Annotated in this window: 18 protein-coding genes; 6 read left to right on the top strand and 12 right to left on the bottom strand. The window is 63.7% G+C overall.

Annotated features, from left to right (window positions below; translation table 11 throughout):
• Positions 1–110: 110 nt before the first annotated feature.
• The 12 genes from urtD to cbiE all read right to left on the bottom strand — a co-directional run bounded on the left by urtD (position 111) and on the right by cbiE (position 12,431).
• Positions 111–974: an urea ABC transporter ATP-binding protein UrtD gene (gene urtD / locus ACYAS9_RS17465; protein ID WP_463569521.1), complete on the bottom strand. Its 864-nt coding sequence runs from the start codon at positions 972–974 to the stop codon at positions 111–113.
• Positions 971–2,050: an urea ABC transporter permease subunit UrtC gene (gene urtC / locus ACYAS9_RS17460; RefSeq protein ID WP_459746409.1), complete on the bottom strand. Its 1,080-nt coding sequence runs from the start codon at positions 2,048–2,050 to the stop codon at positions 971–973. The genes urtD and urtC overlap by 4 nt, the downstream gene beginning before the upstream one ends.
• Positions 2,050–3,558, bottom strand: a complete 1,509-nt coding sequence (gene urtB, locus ACYAS9_RS17455) for an urea ABC transporter permease subunit UrtB (RefSeq protein WP_463569520.1) — start codon at positions 3,556–3,558, stop codon at positions 2,050–2,052. Before urtB ends, urtC begins: the two co-directional genes overlap by 1 nt.
• Before the next feature lie 162 nt (positions 3,559–3,720).
• Positions 3,721–4,986: an urea ABC transporter substrate-binding protein gene (gene urtA / locus ACYAS9_RS17450; RefSeq protein WP_463569519.1), complete on the bottom strand. Its 1,266-nt coding sequence runs from the start codon at positions 4,984–4,986 to the stop codon at positions 3,721–3,723.
• Between the two features lie 325 nt (positions 4,987–5,311).
• Positions 5,312–6,697, bottom strand: coding sequence for a PepSY-associated TM helix domain-containing protein (locus ACYAS9_RS17445; RefSeq protein WP_463569518.1), 1,386 nt, complete (start codon positions 6,695–6,697; stop codon positions 5,312–5,314).
• 136 nt (positions 6,698–6,833) lie between these two features.
• Positions 6,834–7,298, bottom strand: a complete 465-nt coding sequence (locus ACYAS9_RS17440; RefSeq protein WP_463569517.1) for a DUF2946 domain-containing protein — start codon at positions 7,296–7,298, stop codon at positions 6,834–6,836.
• Between the two features lie 13 nt (positions 7,299–7,311).
• On the bottom strand, positions 7,312–7,788 hold the full coding sequence (locus ACYAS9_RS17435; RefSeq protein WP_463569516.1) for a copper chaperone PCu(A)C: 477 nt from the start codon (positions 7,786–7,788) through the stop codon (positions 7,312–7,314).
• 80 nt (positions 7,789–7,868) lie between these two features.
• A complete protein-coding gene (locus ACYAS9_RS17430; RefSeq protein WP_463569515.1) occupies positions 7,869–8,084 on the bottom strand; it encodes a DUF6124 family protein in 216 nt (71 codons plus the stop codon).
• A 193-nt stretch (positions 8,085–8,277) separates the two neighbouring features.
• Positions 8,278–9,285 (bottom strand): MsnO8 family LLM class oxidoreductase, encoded by a 1,008-nt coding sequence (locus ACYAS9_RS17425; RefSeq protein ID WP_463569514.1) that lies wholly within the window; start codon positions 9,283–9,285, stop codon positions 8,278–8,280.
• Positions 9,286–9,401: 116 nt separating this feature from the next.
• Positions 9,402–10,130, bottom strand: a complete 729-nt coding sequence (locus ACYAS9_RS17420) for a cobalt-precorrin-6A reductase (protein WP_463569513.1) — start codon at positions 10,128–10,130, stop codon at positions 9,402–9,404.
• A 10-nt stretch (positions 10,131–10,140) separates the two neighbouring features.
• Positions 10,141–11,229, bottom strand: a complete 1,089-nt coding sequence (locus ACYAS9_RS17415) for a cobalt-precorrin-5B (C(1))-methyltransferase (RefSeq protein ID WP_463569512.1) — start codon at positions 11,227–11,229, stop codon at positions 10,141–10,143.
• Positions 11,229–12,431, bottom strand: a complete 1,203-nt coding sequence (cbiE, locus tag ACYAS9_RS17410; protein ID WP_463569511.1) for a precorrin-6y C5,15-methyltransferase (decarboxylating) subunit CbiE — start codon at positions 12,429–12,431, stop codon at positions 11,229–11,231. The genes ACYAS9_RS17415 and cbiE overlap by 1 nt, the downstream gene beginning before the upstream one ends.
• A 133-nt stretch (positions 12,432–12,564) precedes the next feature.
• On the opposite strand from cbiE, the gene cobG reads away from it, so the two are divergent.
• From cobG to ACYAS9_RS17380, 6 genes are all read left to right on the top strand, one after another.
• Positions 12,565–13,908 carry a precorrin-3B synthase gene (gene cobG / locus ACYAS9_RS17405; protein WP_463569510.1) on the top strand — a complete coding sequence of 448 codons (1,344 nt, stop codon included), beginning with the start codon at positions 12,565–12,567 and terminating at the stop codon, positions 13,906–13,908.
• A complete protein-coding gene (locus ACYAS9_RS17400) occupies positions 13,901–14,527 on the top strand; it encodes a precorrin-8X methylmutase (protein ID WP_463569509.1) in 627 nt (208 codons plus the stop codon). The genes cobG and ACYAS9_RS17400 overlap by 8 nt, the downstream gene beginning before the upstream one ends.
• On the top strand, positions 14,527–15,258 hold the full coding sequence (locus ACYAS9_RS17395; RefSeq protein ID WP_463569529.1) for a precorrin-2 C(20)-methyltransferase: 732 nt from the start codon (positions 14,527–14,529) through the stop codon (positions 15,256–15,258). The genes ACYAS9_RS17400 and ACYAS9_RS17395 overlap by 1 nt, the downstream gene beginning before the upstream one ends.
• Positions 15,258–16,982: a precorrin-3B C(17)-methyltransferase gene (gene cobJ, locus ACYAS9_RS17390; protein WP_463569508.1), complete on the top strand. Its 1,725-nt coding sequence runs from the start codon at positions 15,258–15,260 to the stop codon at positions 16,980–16,982. Before ACYAS9_RS17395 ends, cobJ begins: the two co-directional genes overlap by 1 nt.
• A gap of 381 nt (positions 16,983–17,363) precedes the next feature.
• A complete protein-coding gene (locus ACYAS9_RS17385) occupies positions 17,364–18,176 on the top strand; it encodes a hypothetical protein (protein WP_463569507.1) in 813 nt (270 codons plus the stop codon).
• A 70-nt stretch (positions 18,177–18,246) separates the two neighbouring features.
• Positions 18,247–18,957 carry a hypothetical protein gene (locus ACYAS9_RS17380; RefSeq protein WP_463569506.1) on the top strand — a complete coding sequence of 237 codons (711 nt, stop codon included), beginning with the start codon at positions 18,247–18,249 and terminating at the stop codon, positions 18,955–18,957.
• Positions 18,958–18,971: the final 14 nt, after the last annotated feature.

Here is an 18,971-nt window from a genome sequence, read left to right as displayed (position 1 = left end):
CCCCGCCCCACCCCCCCCCCCCCCCCCCCCCCCACCCCCCCCCCCCCCCCCCCCCCCCCCCCCCCCCCCCCCCCCCCCCCCCCCCCCCGCTCCTACAGGGGGCCGCTGCTTTAACGGCCCAGATAAACTTCGATCACGCGCTCATCAGCCTGGACATCGGCCAGCGAACCCTCGGCCAGCACGCTGCCCTGATGCAGTACGGTCACATGGTCGGCAATCGAGCCGACAAAGCCCATGTCGTGCTCGACCACCATCAGCGAGTGCTTGCCGGCCAGGCCCTTGAACAGCTCGGCGGTGAACTCGGTCTCGGCATCGGTCATGCCCGCCACCGGTTCGTCGAGCAACAGCAGCTGCGGGTCCTGGACCAGCAGCATGCCGATTTCCAGAAACTGCTTCTGGCCGTGCGACAGCAAACCTGCCGGTCGATCGCGCGAGGCGTTCAGGCGGATGGTGTCCAGCACTTCATCGATGCGTGTCTGCTGCTCGCCATTGAGCTTTGCCCGCAGGCTGGCCCACACCGATTTGTCGGTCTTGAGCGCCAGCTCCAGGTTTTCGAACACGCTCAGCGCCTCGAACACCGTGGGCTTCTGGAACTTGCGGCCAATGCCCGACTGGGCAATCTGCACTTCGCTCAGGCGCGTCAGGTCGAGGGTTTCGCCGAACCAGGCTTCGCCGTGGCTCGGCCGGGTCTTGCCGGTGATGACGTCCATCAGCGTGGTCTTGCCCGCGCCGTTGGGGCCGATGATGCAGCGCAGTTCACCGACGCCGATGTACAGGTTGAGGTTATTCAGCGCCTTGAAGCCGTCGAAGCTGACGCTGATGTCTTCCAGCGTCAGGATCGTGCCGTGGCGGGTGTTCAGGCCCTTGCCGGCGCTGCGCCCAAGGCCGAGTGCATCGCGGCTGGTGCCGGCGTCGCTGTTGGGGTCCAGGACCGGTTCCAGCATGAAAGCCGGTGATGGCGTCGGGGCTATCATGATTCGCTCCTTTTCTTCAGCAGGCCGATCACGCCCTTGGGCAGGTACAGGGTCACGACGATGAACAGCGCGCCGAGGAAGAACAGCCAGTATTCGGGGAAGGCCACGGTGAACCAGCTCTTCATGCCGTTGACCACGCCGGCACCGAGCAGCGGGCCGATCAGTGTGCCGCGCCCGCCGAGGGCGACCCACACGGCGGCTTCGATGGAGTTGGTCGGCGACATCTCGCTGGGGTTGATGATGCCGACCTGCGGCACATACAACGCCCCGGCCAGACCGCACAGCACCGCGCTCAGCACCCAGACGAACAGCTTGAAGCCGCGCGGGTCGTAGCCGCAGAACATCAGGCGGTTTTCCGCATCGCGTAGCGCGGTCAGCACCCGGCCGAACTTGCTCTGCGCCAGGCGCCAGCCCAGGTACAGGCTGGCCACCAGCAACAGCACCGTGGCCAGAAACAGCACGGCGCGGGTGCCCTGGCTGCTGATCGAAAAGCCCAGAATGCTGCGGAAGTTGGTGAAGCCGTTATTGCCGCCAAAACCGGTTTCGTTGCGGAAAAACAGCAGCATGGCGGCGAAGGTCAGCGCCTGGGTCATGATCGAGAAATACACGCCCTTGATCCGCGAGCGGAAGGCGAAAAAGCCGAACACCAGCGCCAGCAAGCCGGGCGCCAGCACCACCAGGCACATGGCCCAGAGGAAGTTGTCGGTGCCGGCCCAGTACCACGGCAGCTCGGTCCACGACAGAAAGGTCATGAACGCCGGCAGACCGTCGCCGGCGGCTTCGCGCATCAGGTACATGCCCATCGCATAGCCGCCCAAGGCAAAGAACAGCCCGTGGCCCAGCGACAGCAGCCCGGCGTAGCCCCACACCAGGTCCAGTGCCAGGGCGACAATGGCGTAGCAGAGGATCTTGCCGACCAGGGTCAGGGTGTAGGCCGATACCTGCAGCGGGTTGTCGGCGGGCAGCAAGGACAGCAGCGGCATGGCAATCAGGATGGCTAAAACAATGATGCCAACCGCCAAGGTCACTCGCGGGCCTGCTTTTTGCGTTGCAGTCAGTAGTAGTGGCTGGCTCATCAGTCGATCACCCGTCCTTTCAGTGCGAAGAGGCCTTGCGGGCGCTTCTGGATAAACAGAATGATCAGCCCCAGGATCAGAATCTTGCCCAGTACGGCGCCGATCTGCGGCTCGAGAATCTTGTTGGCGATGCCCAGCCCGAAGGCTGCCAGCACGCTACCGGCCAGTTGTCCGACGCCGCCGAGCACCACCACCAGGAACGAGTCGATGATGTAGCTCTGGCCCAGGTCAGGCCCGACGTTGCCGATCTGGCTGAGGGCCACGCCACCCAGGCCTGCGATGCCCGAGCCCAGCCCGAAGGCCATCATGTCGATACGCCCGGTCGGCACGCCGCAGCAGGCGGCCATGTTGCGGTTCTGGGTCACGGCACGCACGTTCAGGCCAAGGCGGGTCTTGTTCAGCAGCGCCCAGGTGAGCGCCACGACCAGCAGGGCGAAGACGATAATCGCGATGCGGTTGTACGGCAGCACCAGATTGGGTAGCACTTGAAAACCGCCGGACAGCCAGCCCGGATTGGCGACCTCGACGTTCTGCGCGCCGAAGATCAGGCGCACGGCCTGGATCAGCATCAGGCTGATGCCCCAGGTGGCAAGCAGGGTTTCCAGCGGGCGGCCATACAAATGGCGGATCACGGTGCGTTCCAGCGCCATGCCGATCAGGGCGGTGACGAAAAACGCCACCGGCAGCGCGACCAGCGGGTAATACGCCAGCACATCCGGGACGTAACGCTGCATCAGCACTTGCACCATGTAGGTGGTGTAGGCGCCGATCATCAGCATCTCGCCGTGGGCCATGTTGATCACCCCGAGCAGGCCGAAGGTGATCGCCAGGCCCAGGGCTGCCAGCAGCAGGATCGAGCCCAGCGACAGGCCGGTGAAGGCCTGGCCCAGGACTTCGCCCACCATCAGCTTGCGCTTGACCTGCGCCAGGCTGGTTTGCGCGGCAATGCGCACGCTGGCGTCCGGCTCGACGCCGGGTTCAAGCAGGGCTTCGAGGCGCGTGCGGGCCAGCGGGTCGCCGGTTTCACCGAGCAGGCGCACAGCGGCCAGACGCACGGTCGGGCTGCTGTCGGTCAGTTGCAGGTTGGCCAGCGCCAGGGTCAGTGCATCGTGGACGTTGCTGTCGGTTTCACTGGCCACGCGCTGGCTGAGGACCTCAAGCTGCGCGGGGCGGGCGTTGCGTTGCAGGTGCTGCGCGGCGGCCAGGCGTACGCCGGGGTCGCTGGCCAACAACTGATGGCTGGCCAGCGCGGTCTCGACCAGGCCGCGCAGACGGTTATTCAGGCGCAGTTTGCGCGGTTCTTCATTACTGATCTGGATCTCGCGTCCATCGCGCAGCGCTTCGAGCAAGGCTACGCGCTCAGGCAGCGGTCTGGCCGCCCAGCTTTCCAGCAATGTGGCCTGCTCGGAGGAGCCGGCGGCAACGAAATCGCTGGCGTCGTCGGCCTGAGCCGCCATGGGCAGCAGCAGGGTAAACATCAGGATCAAGCGGTAAACAATAGTGGGCATGGCGAGTGGCCTGTGTTGCGGCGATCTGATCGGCGTATCTCCTTTGTGGGAGGGAGCTCGGCTCGCGATAGCGGTGTTACAGCCGACGCATCTTCGTCGGCTGGCACTGACAGTCGCCAGCAGAGCTGCCTCCCACAGGAGTGCATTGAGCTATCTGTCCGCTTAGTTGCTCTTCACCGCATGGTCCGGCTTCTTGTCGTTACCCGGAATGTATGGGCTCCACGGCTGGGCGCGGATCGGCTCTTTGGTCTGCCATACGACGTTGAACTGACCGTTGTCCTCGACTTCGCCGATCATCACTGGCTTGTGCAGGTGGTGGTTGGTCTTGTCCATGGTCAGGGTGAAGCCCGACGGTGCGGCGAAGGTCTGGCCGGCCATGGCTTCACGCACTTTGTCGACGTCGGTCGACTTGGCTTTCTCGACCGCTTGCGCCCACATATGGATGCCCACGTAGGTGGCTTCCATCGGGTCGTTGGTCACGGCCTTGTCGGCGCCCGGCAGGTTTTTCTTCTTGGCGTAGGCTTGCCAGTCGGCCACGAACTTCTTGTTGACCGGGTTCTCGACCGACTGGAAGTAGTTCCAGGCCGCCAGGTGACCGACCAATGGCTTGGTGTCGATGCCGCGCAGTTCTTCTTCGCCCACCGAGAAGGCTACAACCGGTACGTCGGTAGCTTTCAGCCCCTGGTTGGCCAGCTCTTTGTAGAACGGCACGTTGGAGTCGCCGTTGACGGTGGAGATGACCGCCGTCTTGCCGCCCGCAGAGAACTTCTTGATGTTGGCGACGATGGTCTGGTAATCGCTGTGGCCGAACGGGGTGTAGACCTCTTCGATGTCGCTGTCCTTCACCCCTTTGGAGTGCAGGAAGGCGCGCAGAATCTTGTTGGTGGTGCGCGGGTAGACATAGTCGGTGCCCAGCAGGAAGTAGCGCTTGGCTGCACCGCCGTCTTCGCTCATCAGGTACTCGACCGCCGGAATCGCCTGCTGGTTAGGCGCCGCGCCGGTGTAGAAAACGTTCGGCGACATCTCTTCGCCTTCGTACTGAACCGGGTAGAACAGCAGGCCGTTGAGTTCTTCGAACACCGGCAACACCGATTTACGCGACACCGACGTCCAGCAGCCGAACACCACGTCGACCTTGTCCTGGGTCAGCAACTGACGGCTTTTTTCCGCGAACAGCGGCCAGTTGGACGCAGGATCGACGATCACCGGCTCCAGTTGCTTGCCATTGACGCCGCCCTTGGCATTGATTTCCTCGATAGTCATCAAGGCCATGTCCTTGAGCGAGGTTTCGGAAATCGCCATGGTCCCCGACAGCGAATGCAGAATGCCGACCTTGATGGTCTCGGCGGCCTGGAGAGTCCAGCTCATGCCCATTGCGGCGATGGAGGCGGACAGGGTAAACGCTTTGATCAGACTGCGACGCTTCATTGGGACGGCTCCGTTTTTCGAATTATCGAGGGCGAATCTTTTGCCTGCTTCGGTTGCTAGCAAAGGCTGTGCCCAATCAGAAAAGTCTGTGCGAAGGCGTGCAGTAGAGCGCTCTGGTCTGACCGGTCGCACCACAAAGGCCCCATTGCACGTCGCAAGGCGGTGCAGTGAGCGCAAATGGTGCAGGCAGGCACAGGATTTAGCCGCAAAGGCTGCAGCGCACGATCAGGGAAGGGAAACGCCGGGGAGGGACGGGGCCTGAAACGTATCGAGTGAGGAATTCATCACAAAACCGCTCGTCGGCTTCAGGCCCCGTTGCTGCAATTTAAGCTGCCGCCGCCGATTTGGCAAAGCGTGAAAGTACTATTCGATCAAATACCCATACAGCGATCAGCGAGGCGCCGACCAGTGGAAAGATAATCGCCAGACCGAGCATGATCACCATCGCGGTTTTCCAGCGTGGCAAGTCATGGCGCAGTGGCGGCACGCCTAATCCACCCTCCGGCCGGCGCTTCCACCAGATCACCAGGCCGCTGACCGAGCCGAGCAGAATCATCAGGCACACCAGCAGCATCAACAGCTGGTTGAGCCAGCCGAAAAACTTGCCTTCGTGCAGCATCACGCTCATCTCGGTGGCCTTGGACACCAGGCTGTAATGCTCCCAGCCGACATCGGCCAGCACCTTGCCGCTGTATTGATCGATGTGCAACGTGGCGTCGTTGCGCGGGTCGTCGGCGAACACCGAGACGGTAAACACGCCTTCGGCGGTTTTCGGTGCGGTAATGCTATAGCCCGGTTCGGTGCCGTATCGGGTGGCGATATCGACCACTTGTTGCAGCGTGACGGTGGGCGCCGCCGGTCCGCTCGACGGTCCATGCTGGTGCATGTGCTCGGCATGTTCGCCCGAGGACTGCGGCAGCGGGGTGTTTTCCAGCGCCCAGGGCACGGTTTGCGCGCTGGCGGTGTTGAGCGTGCCGGCCAGTTGTGTCGAGCGCGGCACTTCATTCCACATGGCCGCCGGAAAGGTGTTCCACAAGTCGGCGTATTGCTTGCCCCAGAAGCCGGTCCAGGTCATGCCGCTGAGCAGCATGAACAGCAACAGCAGCGAACCCCAGAAACCGGTGACCGCATGCAGGTCGCGCCACAGCGCCCGGCCGCGCCGCGACAGCCGTGGCCAGAGCACGCCGGCTGCTGCCTTTTGATTCTGGCTGCCGCGCGGCCACCACAGGTATAGCCCCGAAATCACCAGCATGATTCCCCAGCCGGCGGCCAGCTCGATCAGCCGGTCGCCGACCGTGCCGATCATCAGCTCGCCGTGCAGGGCGCGGGCGATGGCTTGCAGGTTGTTTTGCGCGTCCTGGCTGCCCAGCAGCGTGCCGTTGTACGGGTCGATGAACACGTTCAGTTCGCGGCCCTGATCGCGGATCACGAACTGCGCGCTGCCCTCGGCATCCAGCGGCGGGAAATACTTGCTCACCGTGGCCTGCGGCCAGGCGAGCAGCACATGCTGTTGCAGCATGTCGGCACTGTGGCGGTGATGGCCGGCCTCGACGTGCAGCAGGTCGCGGTACATCAGGTTGTCCAGTTGCGGCTTGAACAGGTAAATGATCCCGGTCACGGCCAGCAGGATCATGAACGGCGCGACGAACAGCCCGGCATAGAAGTGCCAGCGCCAGGCCAGGTTGTAGAACGACGGTTGGGTGGTTTTCATGACAGGACCTCAGGGTCGAGGGCTGACAAATGCGCAGCGCCGGGCATGCGCGCACCGGGGGCGAGAGAATGTTTCATGGTTCTTTCCGTCCAGCAGTCAGGATCGCGCAGCCTTGGTGGCTGCGTGGGTTAGCGGATCAAGACAGCGTCAACAACGGCGGCGCCCGGCTCAGGGCATTGAGGAATATGGTATGGCGCGCATGCCCGTCGCGGGTCAGGGCGGCATAGAAGTCGGAGGGTTTGGGCGGGGTGACGGCCACCAGCGTCAGCACTTGCGGCAGGGCGGGGCAACCGAACAGCAGGGTGCAATAACCGCACTTGGCCCACAGGGCGTGATCCATGTCGGTGCTGTCGGTGCTGTCGGTGGCGGCTACGGTGGCATGCCCGGCATGAGCGTTGTCGTGATGGCTGTGATCAGCGTGCATTGCCATGCCGACAGGCTGCGCGGCGGGCATGGGCATACCGGCGTGATGCTCCATCGGCATCGACTGTGAAATCAGTGGACCGATAAAGATCATCAACATGGCAAACAGGCTCAGCCAGGTGCCTCGCGGGTTACGAGGCTGAGCCTTGGCTTTGCGATTTGGCCGCACGGCGCTCACGTCAGGCGTTTACTCAATGGTTGTGCTGTGGTTCCTGGCCAGGCTCAGGGGGCTGCTTTTGTACCATGACCTGTACGGGCACAGCGCCTGCTTTTTCAAAGTGCAGAACCAGCTCGAAACGCTGGCCATCGACCAGTTGCGAGCGGTCTTTGAGGTCCAGCAGCATCACATGGTAGGCCATGGGGGCAAAACGCACCTGGCCATTGGCTGGCACCTCGACACTCGGCACCTGGCGCATCTTCATCAGGCCGTCGACATGCACATGCTCGTGCAACTCGGCGCGACCGGCGACAGGGCTGTCGACACTGAGCAACCGGTCGGCATTGCCTTTATTGTCGATCACGAAGTACGCCGCCACGGCTGGCGCATTGGGTGGCAGTTGCATCGACCACGGGTGCTCGATCAGCAGGCTGCCGGCCTTGTACTCATGGGCATGGGCGAACATGGCAGGCAACATCAGTGCGGCCAGTAGCAGGGCTTTTTTGAGCATGGCAGGCTCCGTGGCCGGTTATCAGTGCGCCATTTAGCCTGAACGGGTAGGAGAAGTAAAAAGCGCAGCGTTGCAGTGCATCATTGCGGCTCTGCAGCTTCCAGGCGCTGTAACGAATTCTTCAGTTCAACCCGGGCCATATCGATCAGGTACAGGGTCGACAGGGCCAGACCTTGTTTTGTCCCCTTCAGCTTGCTGCCGCTTTCATGAGCGGTGGCCGATGCGCAGCGCAGCAGATCGGAGAGGCGTGCCAGGGAATCTTCAAGGGAGAGTTGGTGGGGTATTACTTTGCTCATGGCGGGGTCATCCTGATCCTTGGGGTCACCGGCTGGACGCTGTCAAGCGCCTGTCGGGGCTGTTTTGACGCAGCCTAGAATCGATGAATGCCACACGCAAGGGGTGGCGATTTTCTCGGAAAATTCGTACGGGCGAAAGAGAAGTGGCTGTCAGAAAAGGGCGGCTTCAAGCGATGAAATAACCCACTTGCGCTTATCTCAACCCCTGCGCCAGCAACCGATAGCTCGCCAGTCGCGTCTCGAACGCATATGTCACCGTCACAATCCCGATGTCCTCACAGCCAAACCGCTCGGCCAGTTCACTGATCTGTTGGCGACAACTCGCGGGTGACCCCACCACCATATTGCTCAGGGTCTGGTCGAACCCGGCTTGCTCACCCGGTGACATCTTCTGGTAACGCTGCGCAACATCTTCAGGGCTCTGCAACGGTTGTTGCGGGCGTTGGCCGCTGGTCAGTTTGCGGTAGGCCGCTGTGCCGGCAATAAAGCGCGCCTGCTCGTCGGTTTCAGCACAGATCACCGCCAGGGCCAGCAGGCGCGGTGGTCGGGCACCATTACCTGTGGCGGTAAAGGCTTGAGCATGATGATCGAAGATCACCGGGTCACAGGTTTCGGGCGCGATGAAGCGTGCCAGTGCCAGGCCCATGCCCAGTTGCCCGGCCAGGTGGGCGCTGGCGCCGCTGGAACCGAGCATCCACAGCGAGGGCCGGGTTTGCGCGTCGACCGGGTAGTGCAGGGCGGCGAACGGGTGGTTGGCCGGCAGGGTGCCACGCAGAAAACCGCACAGGTCGGCAGCCTGGCGGGCGAAGTCTTCGCCGTGGCCGGGCACGCCCGAGGCCAGCGCCCGTGAACTGAGGTGCCCGCCGCCGGGCGCCCGGCCAATGCCCAGGTCGATGCGACCGGGGAACAGGCTGCCCAGCAGCGCAAAGGTCTCGGCGACCTTGAACGGGCTGTAGTGGCTGAGCATGACGCCGCCGCTGCCGACCCGGATCGTGTGGGTAGCGCTGGCCACGCGGGTGAGCAAAATCTCGGGCGCGGGGCCGGCGAACTGAATGCTGTCGTGGTGTTCGGCCAGCCAGTAACGGTGATAGCCAAAGCCCTCGCAGGCGATGGCCAGTTCCACCGAAGACTGCGGCGCCAGCAGTGCAGGGCGATCGCCGTGTACCGGCGTTTGGTCAATCACGGTCAGGCGTAAGGCCACGGGGCAGGTCCTGTCGGGCGGGAAGAAAGGCGCGATGATAGCGTTTGCCGGGCATGCGCCGCCGGTGCGTGGGCAAAAGTGCAAGCGATCCTGCGGATAGTACCCGGCAGCGGCGCTTATACGCTCAATGCCTCCAGCACCGCCGCCACGCTGTCCAGTTCCCGGTCTACCGGCGGCAGCTCGGGCCGCTTGAGGATCAGCACCGGTATTGCGCGTTCTCTGGCCACTTGCAGCTTGGGTTCGGTGGACTGGCTGCCGCTGTTCTTGCTGATCAACACATCAATGCTGCATTGTTCAAACAACACTCGCTCGTCTTGCAGATGAAACGGCCCGCGTGCGGCGATCACGTCGTAGCGTTCACTGCTCGAGGGGCTGCCCGGAGCGCTGTCCAGCGCCCGCAGCGTCCAGAACTGCTGCGGCGGGATTTCATCCAGATGCTGCATCGGCTCACGGCCCAGCGTAAATAATGGCCGGCGAAACGGCGCCAGTGCCTCGATCAATCCGGCCCAGTCCGCAACTTCACGCCAGTCGTCGTCCGGCCCGGGATGCCAGGCCGGACGGCGCAAGGCCCAGCAAGGCACGCCGGTGAGCCGTGCGGCGGCGGCAGCGTTGTGGCTCATTTGCGCGGCATACGGGTGGGTCGCGTCCAGCAGCAGGTCGATGCCCTGTTCGCCGATAAAGCGCGCCAGCCCTTCGGCGCCGCCATAGCCGCCAACGCGCACCTGGCAGGTCAGGTCGGTCGGTACCCGGCCGACGCCGGCCAGGCTGTAAATGTGTTCAGGCCCAAGGGTGCGGGCGATAGCCAGGGCCTCGGTCACGCCGCCGAGCAGCAAAATGCGTTTCATCACAGCTTCCTTATAAGGCATGACCGACGATGCCGCCCTGACGGTCGATGGCAAAGACTTCTACCTCAATGCCGGCCGGCACCACGCTGCGGGCGAACGCCAGCGCATGACGGCATACCGTATCACCGAGCGGCACGCCGGCCGCGCTGCACATGGCCAGGGCCTGCTGGCTGGTGTTGGCGTCGCAGATGCGTTGTTGCAGCCCGGCATCGGCGCCGACATCGGCGGCCCAGCGCGCCAGTTGCGGCAGGTCGATGCTGGAATGGCGGCTGTGCAGGTCCATGTGTTTGGCGGCCAGTTTGCTGATCTTGCCGAAGCCGCCGCACAGGCTCAACTTGGCCACAGGCACCTTGCGCAGATGCTTGAGCACCGCACCGACAAAGTCGCCCATTTCGATCAGGGCGATGTCCGGGATGCCATAGACCCGGCGCATGGTGTCTTCGCTGGCGTTGCCGGTGCAGGCGGCGATGTGCATATAGCCGTTGGTGGTGGCGACATCGATGCCTTGCTGGATCGAGGCGATGTAGGCCGCGCAGGAAAACGGCCGCACGATGCCGCTGGTGCCTAGAATCGACAGCCCGCCAAGAATGCCCAGGCGCGGGTTCATGGTTTTCAGCGCCAGGGCTTCGCCGCCCTCGACGCCAATGGTCACTTCAAAGCCGCCGGTATGCCCGTGCTCGTCGGCGAGGCGCTGCAAGTGCTGGCTCATCATCTGCCGTGGCACCGGGTTGATCGCCGGTTCGCCCACCGCCAGCACCAGGCCTGGGCGGGTGACAGTGCCCACGCCGGGGCCTGCGAGAAAACGCACGCCCGGCTCGCCGGTCAACCGTACCTGGGCAAACACCAGCGCGCCGTGAGTCACATCCGGGTCGTCGCCGGCGTCCTTGATCGTTGATGCTTCGGCGCCATCGTCGAGCAGGCGGCAGAACTCCAGGCGCATCTGCACCTGCTTGCCTTTGGGCAAGACGATTTCGACCGCATCGCACGCCTGACCGCTGAGCAGCAGGCGCGCCGCCGCCAGGCTGGTGGCCGTGGCGCAGCTGCCGGTGGTCAGGCCGCTGCGCAGGGGGGCGGGTTGCTCGGCGGTTTCTTCACGCATCAGGGTTTGACCAGGTCCAGCAGGGTGATGGGCAGCGCCTGGCGCCAGGTGTCGAACTCGCCAAGAGGTTTGGCATGGGCGACCTGCAAGCGGGTCAACTCGCCGCCATGCTGTTCGCGCCAGGCCATCAACGTGGCTTCGCTTTGCAGGGTGACCGCGTTGGCCACCAGTCGGCCGCCGGGGCGCAAGCGCTCCCAGCAGGCATCCAGCACGCCGGGGCGGGTCACGCCGCCGCCGATGAAAATGGCATCCGGGCTTTCCAGACCGGCCAGTGCATCGGGCGCCGTACCGCGCACCAGTTGCAGGCCCGGTACGCCGAGGCTGTCGCGGTTGCGTTCGATCAGTTGCTGGCGGCCTTCGTCAGCCTCGATGGCCAGCGCCCGACAGGTCGGGTGGGCGCGCATCCATTCGATGCCGATCGAACCGCAACCGGCGCCGACGTCCCACAGCAGTTCGCCCGGCACCGGCGCCAGGCGCGCCAGGGTCATGGCCCGTACATCGCGCTTGGTCAATTGACCGTCATGCTGGTAGGCATGGTCCGGCAGGCCGGCCAGTGGGCTCGGGCGCAAGGTGCCGGGTTCGGCGCGGCAGTCGATGGCGACCAGGTTCAGTGCAGCAATCTCCGGCGTGCCCCAGTCGCAAGCCAGGCCGTCGAGGCGTCGTTCGGCGGGGCCGCCCAGATGCTCCAGCACCGTCATATGGCTGGGCCCGAAGCCGCGCTCGCGCAGTAAATTTGCCAGTGCGGCGGGGCTTGAGCTGTCGTTGCTCAGCACCAGCAGGCGCAGGCCGTGGTGCAAATGCGCGCTCACCGCTGCCAGCGGCCGGGCGACCACCGACAGGGTGACCACGTCCTGCAAGGCCCAGCCCATGCGCGCCGCCGCCAGCGAGTAGGAGGACGGTGCCGACAGCACGGTCATCTCGGCCAGCTCGACCAGCCGCGACAGGCTGACGCCGACGCCGAACAGCATCGGGTCGCCGCTGGCCAGTACGCACACCGGATGGCCGCGTCGCTCCAGCACCGCGTTCAGCGAAAACGGGCTGGGCCAGGCATGCCGCTCGGCCTGGATGCACGGCGGCAAAAGCGCCAGTTGGCGCGTGCTGCCAAACACTTCAGGGGCATTGAGCAGGGCGTGCCGGGCCTGGCGACCCAAGCCTTTGTAGCCGTCTTCGCCAATTCCAACCACGGTGAGCCAGGGAGCCATAACAACCTCGATGCGAACTTCCGACAGAGCGTTTTTCATGCCTGCCGCCAAAGCAGGCATAATACCGCGCCTGTCCGCCCCATGTGTCGGCCGCATTCCCCTGTCAGCCCCCCACGTTCGCATCGGTGACCCCTTGAACGAGCCGCAGTCCGTTCGCCCTTCAATCGCGACACCTCGTCCCTCGGCCTGTCCGGGGTTGCTGCGCATCGTCGCGGCGCGCGATGGCGGCATCTGCCGGATCAAGCTGGCCGGTGGCGTGCTGGGCAGCGCGCAGGCATTGGCCGTGGCGGCGGCTGCCGAGCGTTATGCCCATGGCGTCATCGAACTGACCAACCGTGCCAACCTGCAGATTCGCGGCATCGATGGCGATCACCAGGCACTGGTCGGTGAACTGATGGCCGCAGGCGTTGGGCCGGCCAACCCGGCCAGCGACGATGTGCGCAACCTGATGCTCAGCCCCACTGCCGGCCTTGATCCGGCGATGCTGTGTGACACCCGGCCATTGGCTGCGCAGATTCTGGCCTCGCTGGAGAACCGGCCGCGCCTGCACGAGCTGTCGGCCAAGTTCGCCGTGTCGCTCGATGGCGGCGAAGGGCTGGCGATGCTCGAACATCACCATGACGTGTGGTTGTCGGCGCTGACACTTGAGGGCCAGACCTGGCTGGGCTTCGGCCTGGCCGGAAGTCCTGGGCAACACCGGCCATTGGCGGCGGTGCCGCAGGCGTATGGGCATGCGCTGGTAATCGCTGTGCTCGAGCTGTTTCTCGATCTGGCCCGGCCCGAACAGGCGCGCATGCGCCATGTGCTGGAAAACATCCCGGTCGAGGTGTTTCTGGAGCAACTGGCACAGCGCCTTGAAACCCCGCTGCGCCGCGATCCAGCCATCACCGGCTGGCAACGACCAGCGGCGCTGGCGTACCGGCATCTGGGCATTTATCCACAGGCGCAGGACGATCGGGTGGCCGTGGGCGCCGCGCCGCCATTGGGACGGCTGGACAGCGGCTTGCTCCGTCAGGTTGCCCGATTGGCTGGCGAATACGGTGACGCCAGCCTGCACCTGACCCCTTGGCAAAGCCTGCTGCTGCCCAATGTGCCCGCGATGCGCGCCGCGCCGTTACTGGCCGCCTTGCAAGCGCTCGGCCTGAGCATCGCTGCGCAGCAACCGCTGGCGCGTCTGGTGGCTTGCACCGGTTCCGCCGGTTGTGCCAAGGGCCTGGCCGACACCAAGGCCGATGCCCTGACGCTGGCCGAACACCTGCCGGTGCATGCCGCCGTACACCTGACGGGTTGCCGCCGTTCGTGCGCCAGTGCGCATATCGCGCCAATGACCCTGCTGGCAGTCGCGCCGGGCCGCTACGATCTTTATCTGCGTGATGCGCAGCACACCGGTTTCGGTGTGCTGCGCGCCCGCCACCTTACTATTGACGCAGTCGGCGAATTTTTGAATGCCGACCGAGGAGCTGCACTGCATGATTGATTACATCCGCGATGGTCAGGAGATCTACCGTAACTCCTTCGCGATCATCCGCGCCGAAGCGCGGCTGGAGACCATTCCCGCCGACCTGGAAAAGCTCGCTGTGCGGGTCATTCATGCCTGCGGCATGGTCGATGTGATCGAGCATTTGCGCTTCTCCGAAGGTGCAGGCGCGGCCGGGCGCCAGGCGCTGGCGGCCGGCGCGCCGATTCTGTGCGATGCACGCATGGTCTCCGAGGGCATCACCCGTTCGCGGTTGCCGGCCAATAACCCGATCATCTGCACCCTGCACGACGAAGGCGTGCCAGAGCTGGCCAAAGAGGTGGGCAATACCCGTTCCGCCGTGGCGCTGGAACACTGGCGCCCGCACCTGGAAGGCAGCGTGGTGGTGATCGGCAATGCGCCGACCGCGCTGTTTTATCTGCTTGAAATGCTCGATGCCGGCGCACCGAAACCGGCGCTGATCATCGGCTTCCCCGTGGGCTTTGTCGGCGCCGCCGAATCCAAGGCCATGCTGGCGGCCGACAGCCGTGGCGTACCGTTCGTGATCGTCGAAGGCCGGCGCGGTGGCAGCGCCATGGCGGTGGCGGCGGTCAACGCACTGGCCACGGAGGTCGAGTGATGCAGGCGCGCGGCAAACTGATTGGCCTGGGCGTCGGCCCCGGCGACCCGGAGCTGATCACCGTCAAAGCCTTGCGCTTGCTGCGCGAGTCGCCGGTGGTGGCGTATTTCGTGGCCAAGGGCAAGAAAGGCAATGCCTTTGGCATCATCGAGGGTCATCTGCAGGACGCCCAGGTGTTGCTGCCGCTGGTTTATCCGGTGACCACCGAGGTGCTGCCGGCGCCGCTGTCTTATGAACAGGTGATCAGCGACTTCTACGATCAGGCCAGCCTTGAGGTGGCCGCGCATCTGGATGCCGGCCGCGACGTGGCAGTGATCTGCGAAGGCGACCCGTTCTTCTATGGCTCTTATATGTACCTGCATGACCGCCTGGCCGAGCGCTATGTGGCCGAGGTGATTCCAGGCGTCTGCTCGATGCTCGGAGGCGCGTCCGTGCTGGGCGCGCCGCTGGTGTATCGCAACCAGAGCCTGTCGATACTCTCCGGTGTGCTGCCGGCCGATGAACTCAAGCGCAAGCTGGCCGACACCGATGCCGCAGTGATCATGAAGCTGGGGCGTAATTTTCCCAAGGTGCGCCAGGTACTCGGTGAGCTGGGGCTGGCCGGGCGGGCGTTGTATGTCGAGCGCGCGACCATGGCCAACCAGAAGATCGTGCCGCTCGATGAAGTCGACCCGATGTCTTCGCCGTATTTCTCGCTGATTATCGTGCCCGGCGAAAGGTGGCAAGGCTGATGGCCCAGAACGTTCCGGCCATTGTCATCCTCGGCAATGGCAGTCTCGCCACCGCGCGGCGTATCCAGCAGGCGTTTCCCGGCGCACTGATTCATGGCCTGAGCGGCCGCGTGCAGGACGCCGACCGGCTGTACAGCGAGTTCGGCGCCAGCGTGCGTGAGCTTTATCAACAGAACACGCCCATCGTGGCCCTGTGCGCGGCGGGCATCGTGATTCGTACGTTGGCGCCGCTGTTGCTGGAAAAGGGCGCCGAGCCGCCGGTGCTGGCCGTGGCCGAGGACGGCAGCGCCGTGGTGCCGCTGCTCGGTGGCCTGGCCGGGGTCAACGTCCTGGCCCGCGACATCGCTGCGGCGCTGGCGGTACAGCCGGCGATCACCACCAGTGGCGAGCTGCGTTTCGGCACCTGTCTGCTCAACCCACCGGCGGGTTATGCACTGGCGGATCTGGAACAGGGCAAGCGTTTTGTCTCCGATTTGCTGGCCGGTGAAACGCTGCGGGTCGAAGGGGCGGCACCGTGGCTGAGCGACGCGCAATTGCCTCAGGGTGCAGAGGCCGGGCGCACCCTGTATGTCAGCCATCTCGAGCGGGACGCAGCTGCCGATGAACTGCTGATTTACCCGCGCAATGTGCTGGTGGCGGTCGAACAGGTGGGTGAGCAACTGGCCGACGAGGTCCGTGCCGCCCTGAATGGCGCGGGCATCGCCGCCCCGGCGCTGGCGTGCCTGCTGGCCGATACCACGCAGATGGCCAACCCGCTGCTGCATCGGGCGGCCGCCGAATTGCAGGTGCCGGTGCGTTATATCGCAGCGGCTTCAACGACCGGGCGCCTGGCGCAGGTCGGCGTGGCGCTGCACAGCGTGCCCGTGGCAAACACAGCGCTGAGCATTGGCGTCGCTGAACGGCCGCTGGCTGTGCAGCGTATCGGCCAGGGCCGTGGCCGTCTGGCGGTCATCGGTCTCGGGCCGGGTGCTGCCGAGCTGATGGTGCCGGCGGTCAAGGCCGAACTGGCCCGCGCCACCGATGTGCTGGGCTATGAAACCTATGTGCGCATGGCCGGCCCCTTTCGTGACGACCAGGTGCTGCACTGCACCGATAACCGCGAAGAAATGCAGCGCTCCCGGCACGCCTTCGAACTGGCCGCGCAAGGCCGTTCGGTGGTGGTGGTGTCGTCGGGCGATCCCGGCGTCTTCGCCATGGCCGCCGCGGTGCTCGAAGCCCTGCACGAAGTGGTCGACGATGCGGCACGCGCCGACTGGCGAGCGGTAGAGCTGGAAATCCTGCCTGGCGTGTCGGCCAGCCTGGCCACCGCCGCCCAGGCCGGCGCGCCGCTGGGGCATGATTTCTGTGTCATGTCGCTGTCGGACAACCTCAAGCCGTGGGCCGTCATCGAGCAGCGCCTGGCGCTGGCTGCACAGGCCGATCTGGCACTGGCCTTCTACAATCCCATCTCGCGCTCGCGGCCGTGGCAACTGGGCCGTGCCCTGGAAATCGTGCGCAAGCACCGCACGCCCGAAACGCCCGTGACCCTGGGCCGCGACATCGGCCGGCCGGGGCAGACCTTGCGCATCATCACCCTCGGCGAGCTGACCCCCGAACAGGTCGACATGCGCACCATGGTGCTGATCGGCTCGTCCACCACCTGTACCTTCCCGCGCAGTGATGGCGGGCAATGGGTGTATACGCCGCGCTGGTATGGTGCAAAGCCTGAGCGTACGGCCAACTAAAGTGTGTCTACAAACCCTCGTCAATGGCACGTCACTAAAAGCAGTGACGAGGGTTTGTAGGACTGTTCTTACGGTACGTGTGTGACCTGTGTCCTGTTTCAGTCGGACATAACAGTAACGCTTTATCGATTTATGGAATTTGTAACGGTAATTATGGACTTGTGCATGAAGTGCCTGAGGCACTACCTGTGTGCGAAAGTGCTGCCGGTGTAATAAACAGTAGGCGTGGCGGGTTGTAGTTGGAAGTGGGTTTTTATTGAGGGGGCCGAATTACGATATGAATTGTTACTTGTTATGCCTTGTTGCATAAAAGGTGGGCGGCTAGTTTTCAGCGGCGGCCAGAAGAGCCGTCCACCTGAATAATGTTGCAAGGAATGCATGATGAATACCAAGGCATACGATATTTCCCCCACTCCAAAAGAATCGGCTGTTTACTTTCAAGGCTTGCCGGCTCTTGAGCAACGTGATGTTGTTGATGCCTCGATGCCGCAGGCAATGGCATTGACCGACGTGTCGCAACCCGCTGTTGCAACCAATAGCCTGGCTGAAGTCTGCAAGGATGAAGCGCTGGTCATCGCCTTTGCCGATGGCGTCAGCCCGGAAAACCGCAAGGCCGTCTTGCTGAGTATGAAGTTCGCCGAGGCGGCTGCCCGCGCCCAGGACAACGGAAATCCAGACCGTATCGCATGGCTGCAACATTATGAAGAAGCCATGTTCCACGGCGGCTGGCTTGGCCTGGGCGGCCGGCACTTCACCAAACTTTCGACCAGCGATGTATCACTGACCATGGATGCGCTGGTGATTGACCTCATCGCTGCAGTCGCCGGCCCTAACAAGGCGGCGCTGCTCCAGCTCTTGAGCCTGACGCTGGACAAGCTGCAAGGCGAAAACTCACTGATCAAACTGTTTGAAAAAAACAGCAAGAAAGGGGCGACCTCAAGTTTCCGGATCATGCCCTGCCTGGAGTCAAGTGCGGGCACTCCCGTGACCTATCTGCTGGCGATGGAAGTCGAGTTCTCTCAGGACACGGGCAGCGCACTGTTCTGGGAGTGTTCGGTGTCCAGCCTGAATATCCGCGAGATGGTGGCCGGCGTTAACTTTGATCTTGATTGCCATAATGACAACAAGCAAATGATGCGTGACTACATCAAGGGTAATGCCGAAGACTTCTTTGCTGGCTTGCCAAGGCAGTAATGCCTTGAGTGCTCGGGCCATGCATTCGATGGCCCGAGTGTTTCGCGGGTTTTTATCGGGAGTCGATACCATGGAATGTGCAAGCGGTCAGTTGGTGGCGGGTCATCTGTTGTTAATGGAAACGCAGGGGTGTTCTGAAGAGGCTGTCGATATTCAGGACATCCTGCTGTGCTCGCAACTGTACGCCGACTTCAAGTGTGGCGATGTCGACAAGTTCAAGTCGCCCAATGGATGGTTGAAACACTATGAAGACTGCATGTTGCGTGCGCAGTGGACAATCACCGAGAGCCATGACCATAAGGAGCAGCCAGGCGCCGATGCGGGTGTCAGCCTTGAGGCACTGATTGAGGCCTGTTTGCTGACGCGACTGTCGCCGCCGGACGCCGGGCAAACAAGGCAGTTGTTCAAACGCATGGCCGGGTTGGCGAGCACCGATCCGCTCGCCTTGCAGTGGCATCAACAGGCGCTGAAAGTGCCGGACGATGGGCCGGGTACTTCAACCTTTGCCGTGCAGTTCAGCGTGCTTGAAGCGCCGGCGCAGTTGGCCTCGTTGTTCGTGACTTTCTCCACCCGGCAGCCTCTTGCGGAACATCCGTTTGCGCAGACATTTACCGGTCATCACACGGTGGGCGATATCGAGGCGCGTTTTTCCCGGCGCGTATGGGACGCAGGCAAGTATCAGCCGGTACGCCAAGGCATCCGTGACTTTCTCAATGGCAAGCAGGGTTCGTTGATTGTGCCAATTCCCTGTGAGGTACCCGAGGGTGTCGATCAGGTCTGATGGGCAAGCAGGTG

The organism is Pseudomonas sp. HP_08 (assembly GCF_055284095.1).
Note: the sequence above shows the minus strand (reverse complement) of the source record. Positions and strands in the feature narration are given on the sequence as shown.

Bases quoted from the DNA above. Each gene is read 5' to 3' on its own strand.
- ACYAS9_RS17430 (WP_463569515.1), bottom strand. From the start codon at position 8,084: ATGAGCAAAGTAATACCCCACCAACTCTCCCTTGAAGATTCCCTGGCA.
- ACYAS9_RS17420 (WP_463569513.1), bottom strand. From the start codon at position 10,130: ATGAAACGCATTTTGCTGCTCGGCGGCGTGACCGAGGCCCTGGCTATC.
- ACYAS9_RS17400 (WP_463569509.1), top strand. From the start codon at position 13,901: ATGATTGATTACATCCGCGATGGTCAGGAGATCTACCGTAACTCCTTC.
- urtD (WP_463569521.1), bottom strand. From the start codon at position 974: ATGATAGCCCCGACGCCATCACCGGCTTTCATGCTGGAACCGGTCCTG.
- ACYAS9_RS17445 (WP_463569518.1), bottom strand. From the start codon at position 6,697: ATGAAAACCACCCAACCGTCGTTCTACAACCTGGCCTGGCGCTGGCAC.
- cbiE (WP_463569511.1), bottom strand. From the start codon at position 12,431: ATGGCTCCCTGGCTCACCGTGGTTGGAATTGGCGAAGACGGCTACAAA.
- urtC (WP_459746409.1), bottom strand. From the start codon at position 2,050: ATGAGCCAGCCACTACTACTGACTGCAACGCAAAAAGCAGGCCCGCGA.
- urtA (WP_463569519.1), bottom strand. From the start codon at position 4,986: ATGAAGCGTCGCAGTCTGATCAAAGCGTTTACCCTGTCCGCCTCCATC.
- ACYAS9_RS17415 (WP_463569512.1), bottom strand. From the start codon at position 11,229: ATGCGTGAAGAAACCGCCGAGCAACCCGCCCCCCTGCGCAGCGGCCTG.
- ACYAS9_RS17380 (WP_463569506.1), top strand. From the start codon at position 18,247: ATGGAATGTGCAAGCGGTCAGTTGGTGGCGGGTCATCTGTTGTTAATG.
- ACYAS9_RS17395 (WP_463569529.1), top strand. From the start codon at position 14,527: ATGCAGGCGCGCGGCAAACTGATTGGCCTGGGCGTCGGCCCCGGCGAC.
- ACYAS9_RS17385 (WP_463569507.1), top strand. From the start codon at position 17,364: ATGAATACCAAGGCATACGATATTTCCCCCACTCCAAAAGAATCGGCT.
- ACYAS9_RS17435 (WP_463569516.1), bottom strand. From the start codon at position 7,788: ATGCTCAAAAAAGCCCTGCTACTGGCCGCACTGATGTTGCCTGCCATG.
- cobJ (WP_463569508.1), top strand. From the start codon at position 15,258: ATGGCCCAGAACGTTCCGGCCATTGTCATCCTCGGCAATGGCAGTCTC.
- urtB (WP_463569520.1), bottom strand. From the start codon at position 3,558: ATGCCCACTATTGTTTACCGCTTGATCCTGATGTTTACCCTGCTGCTG.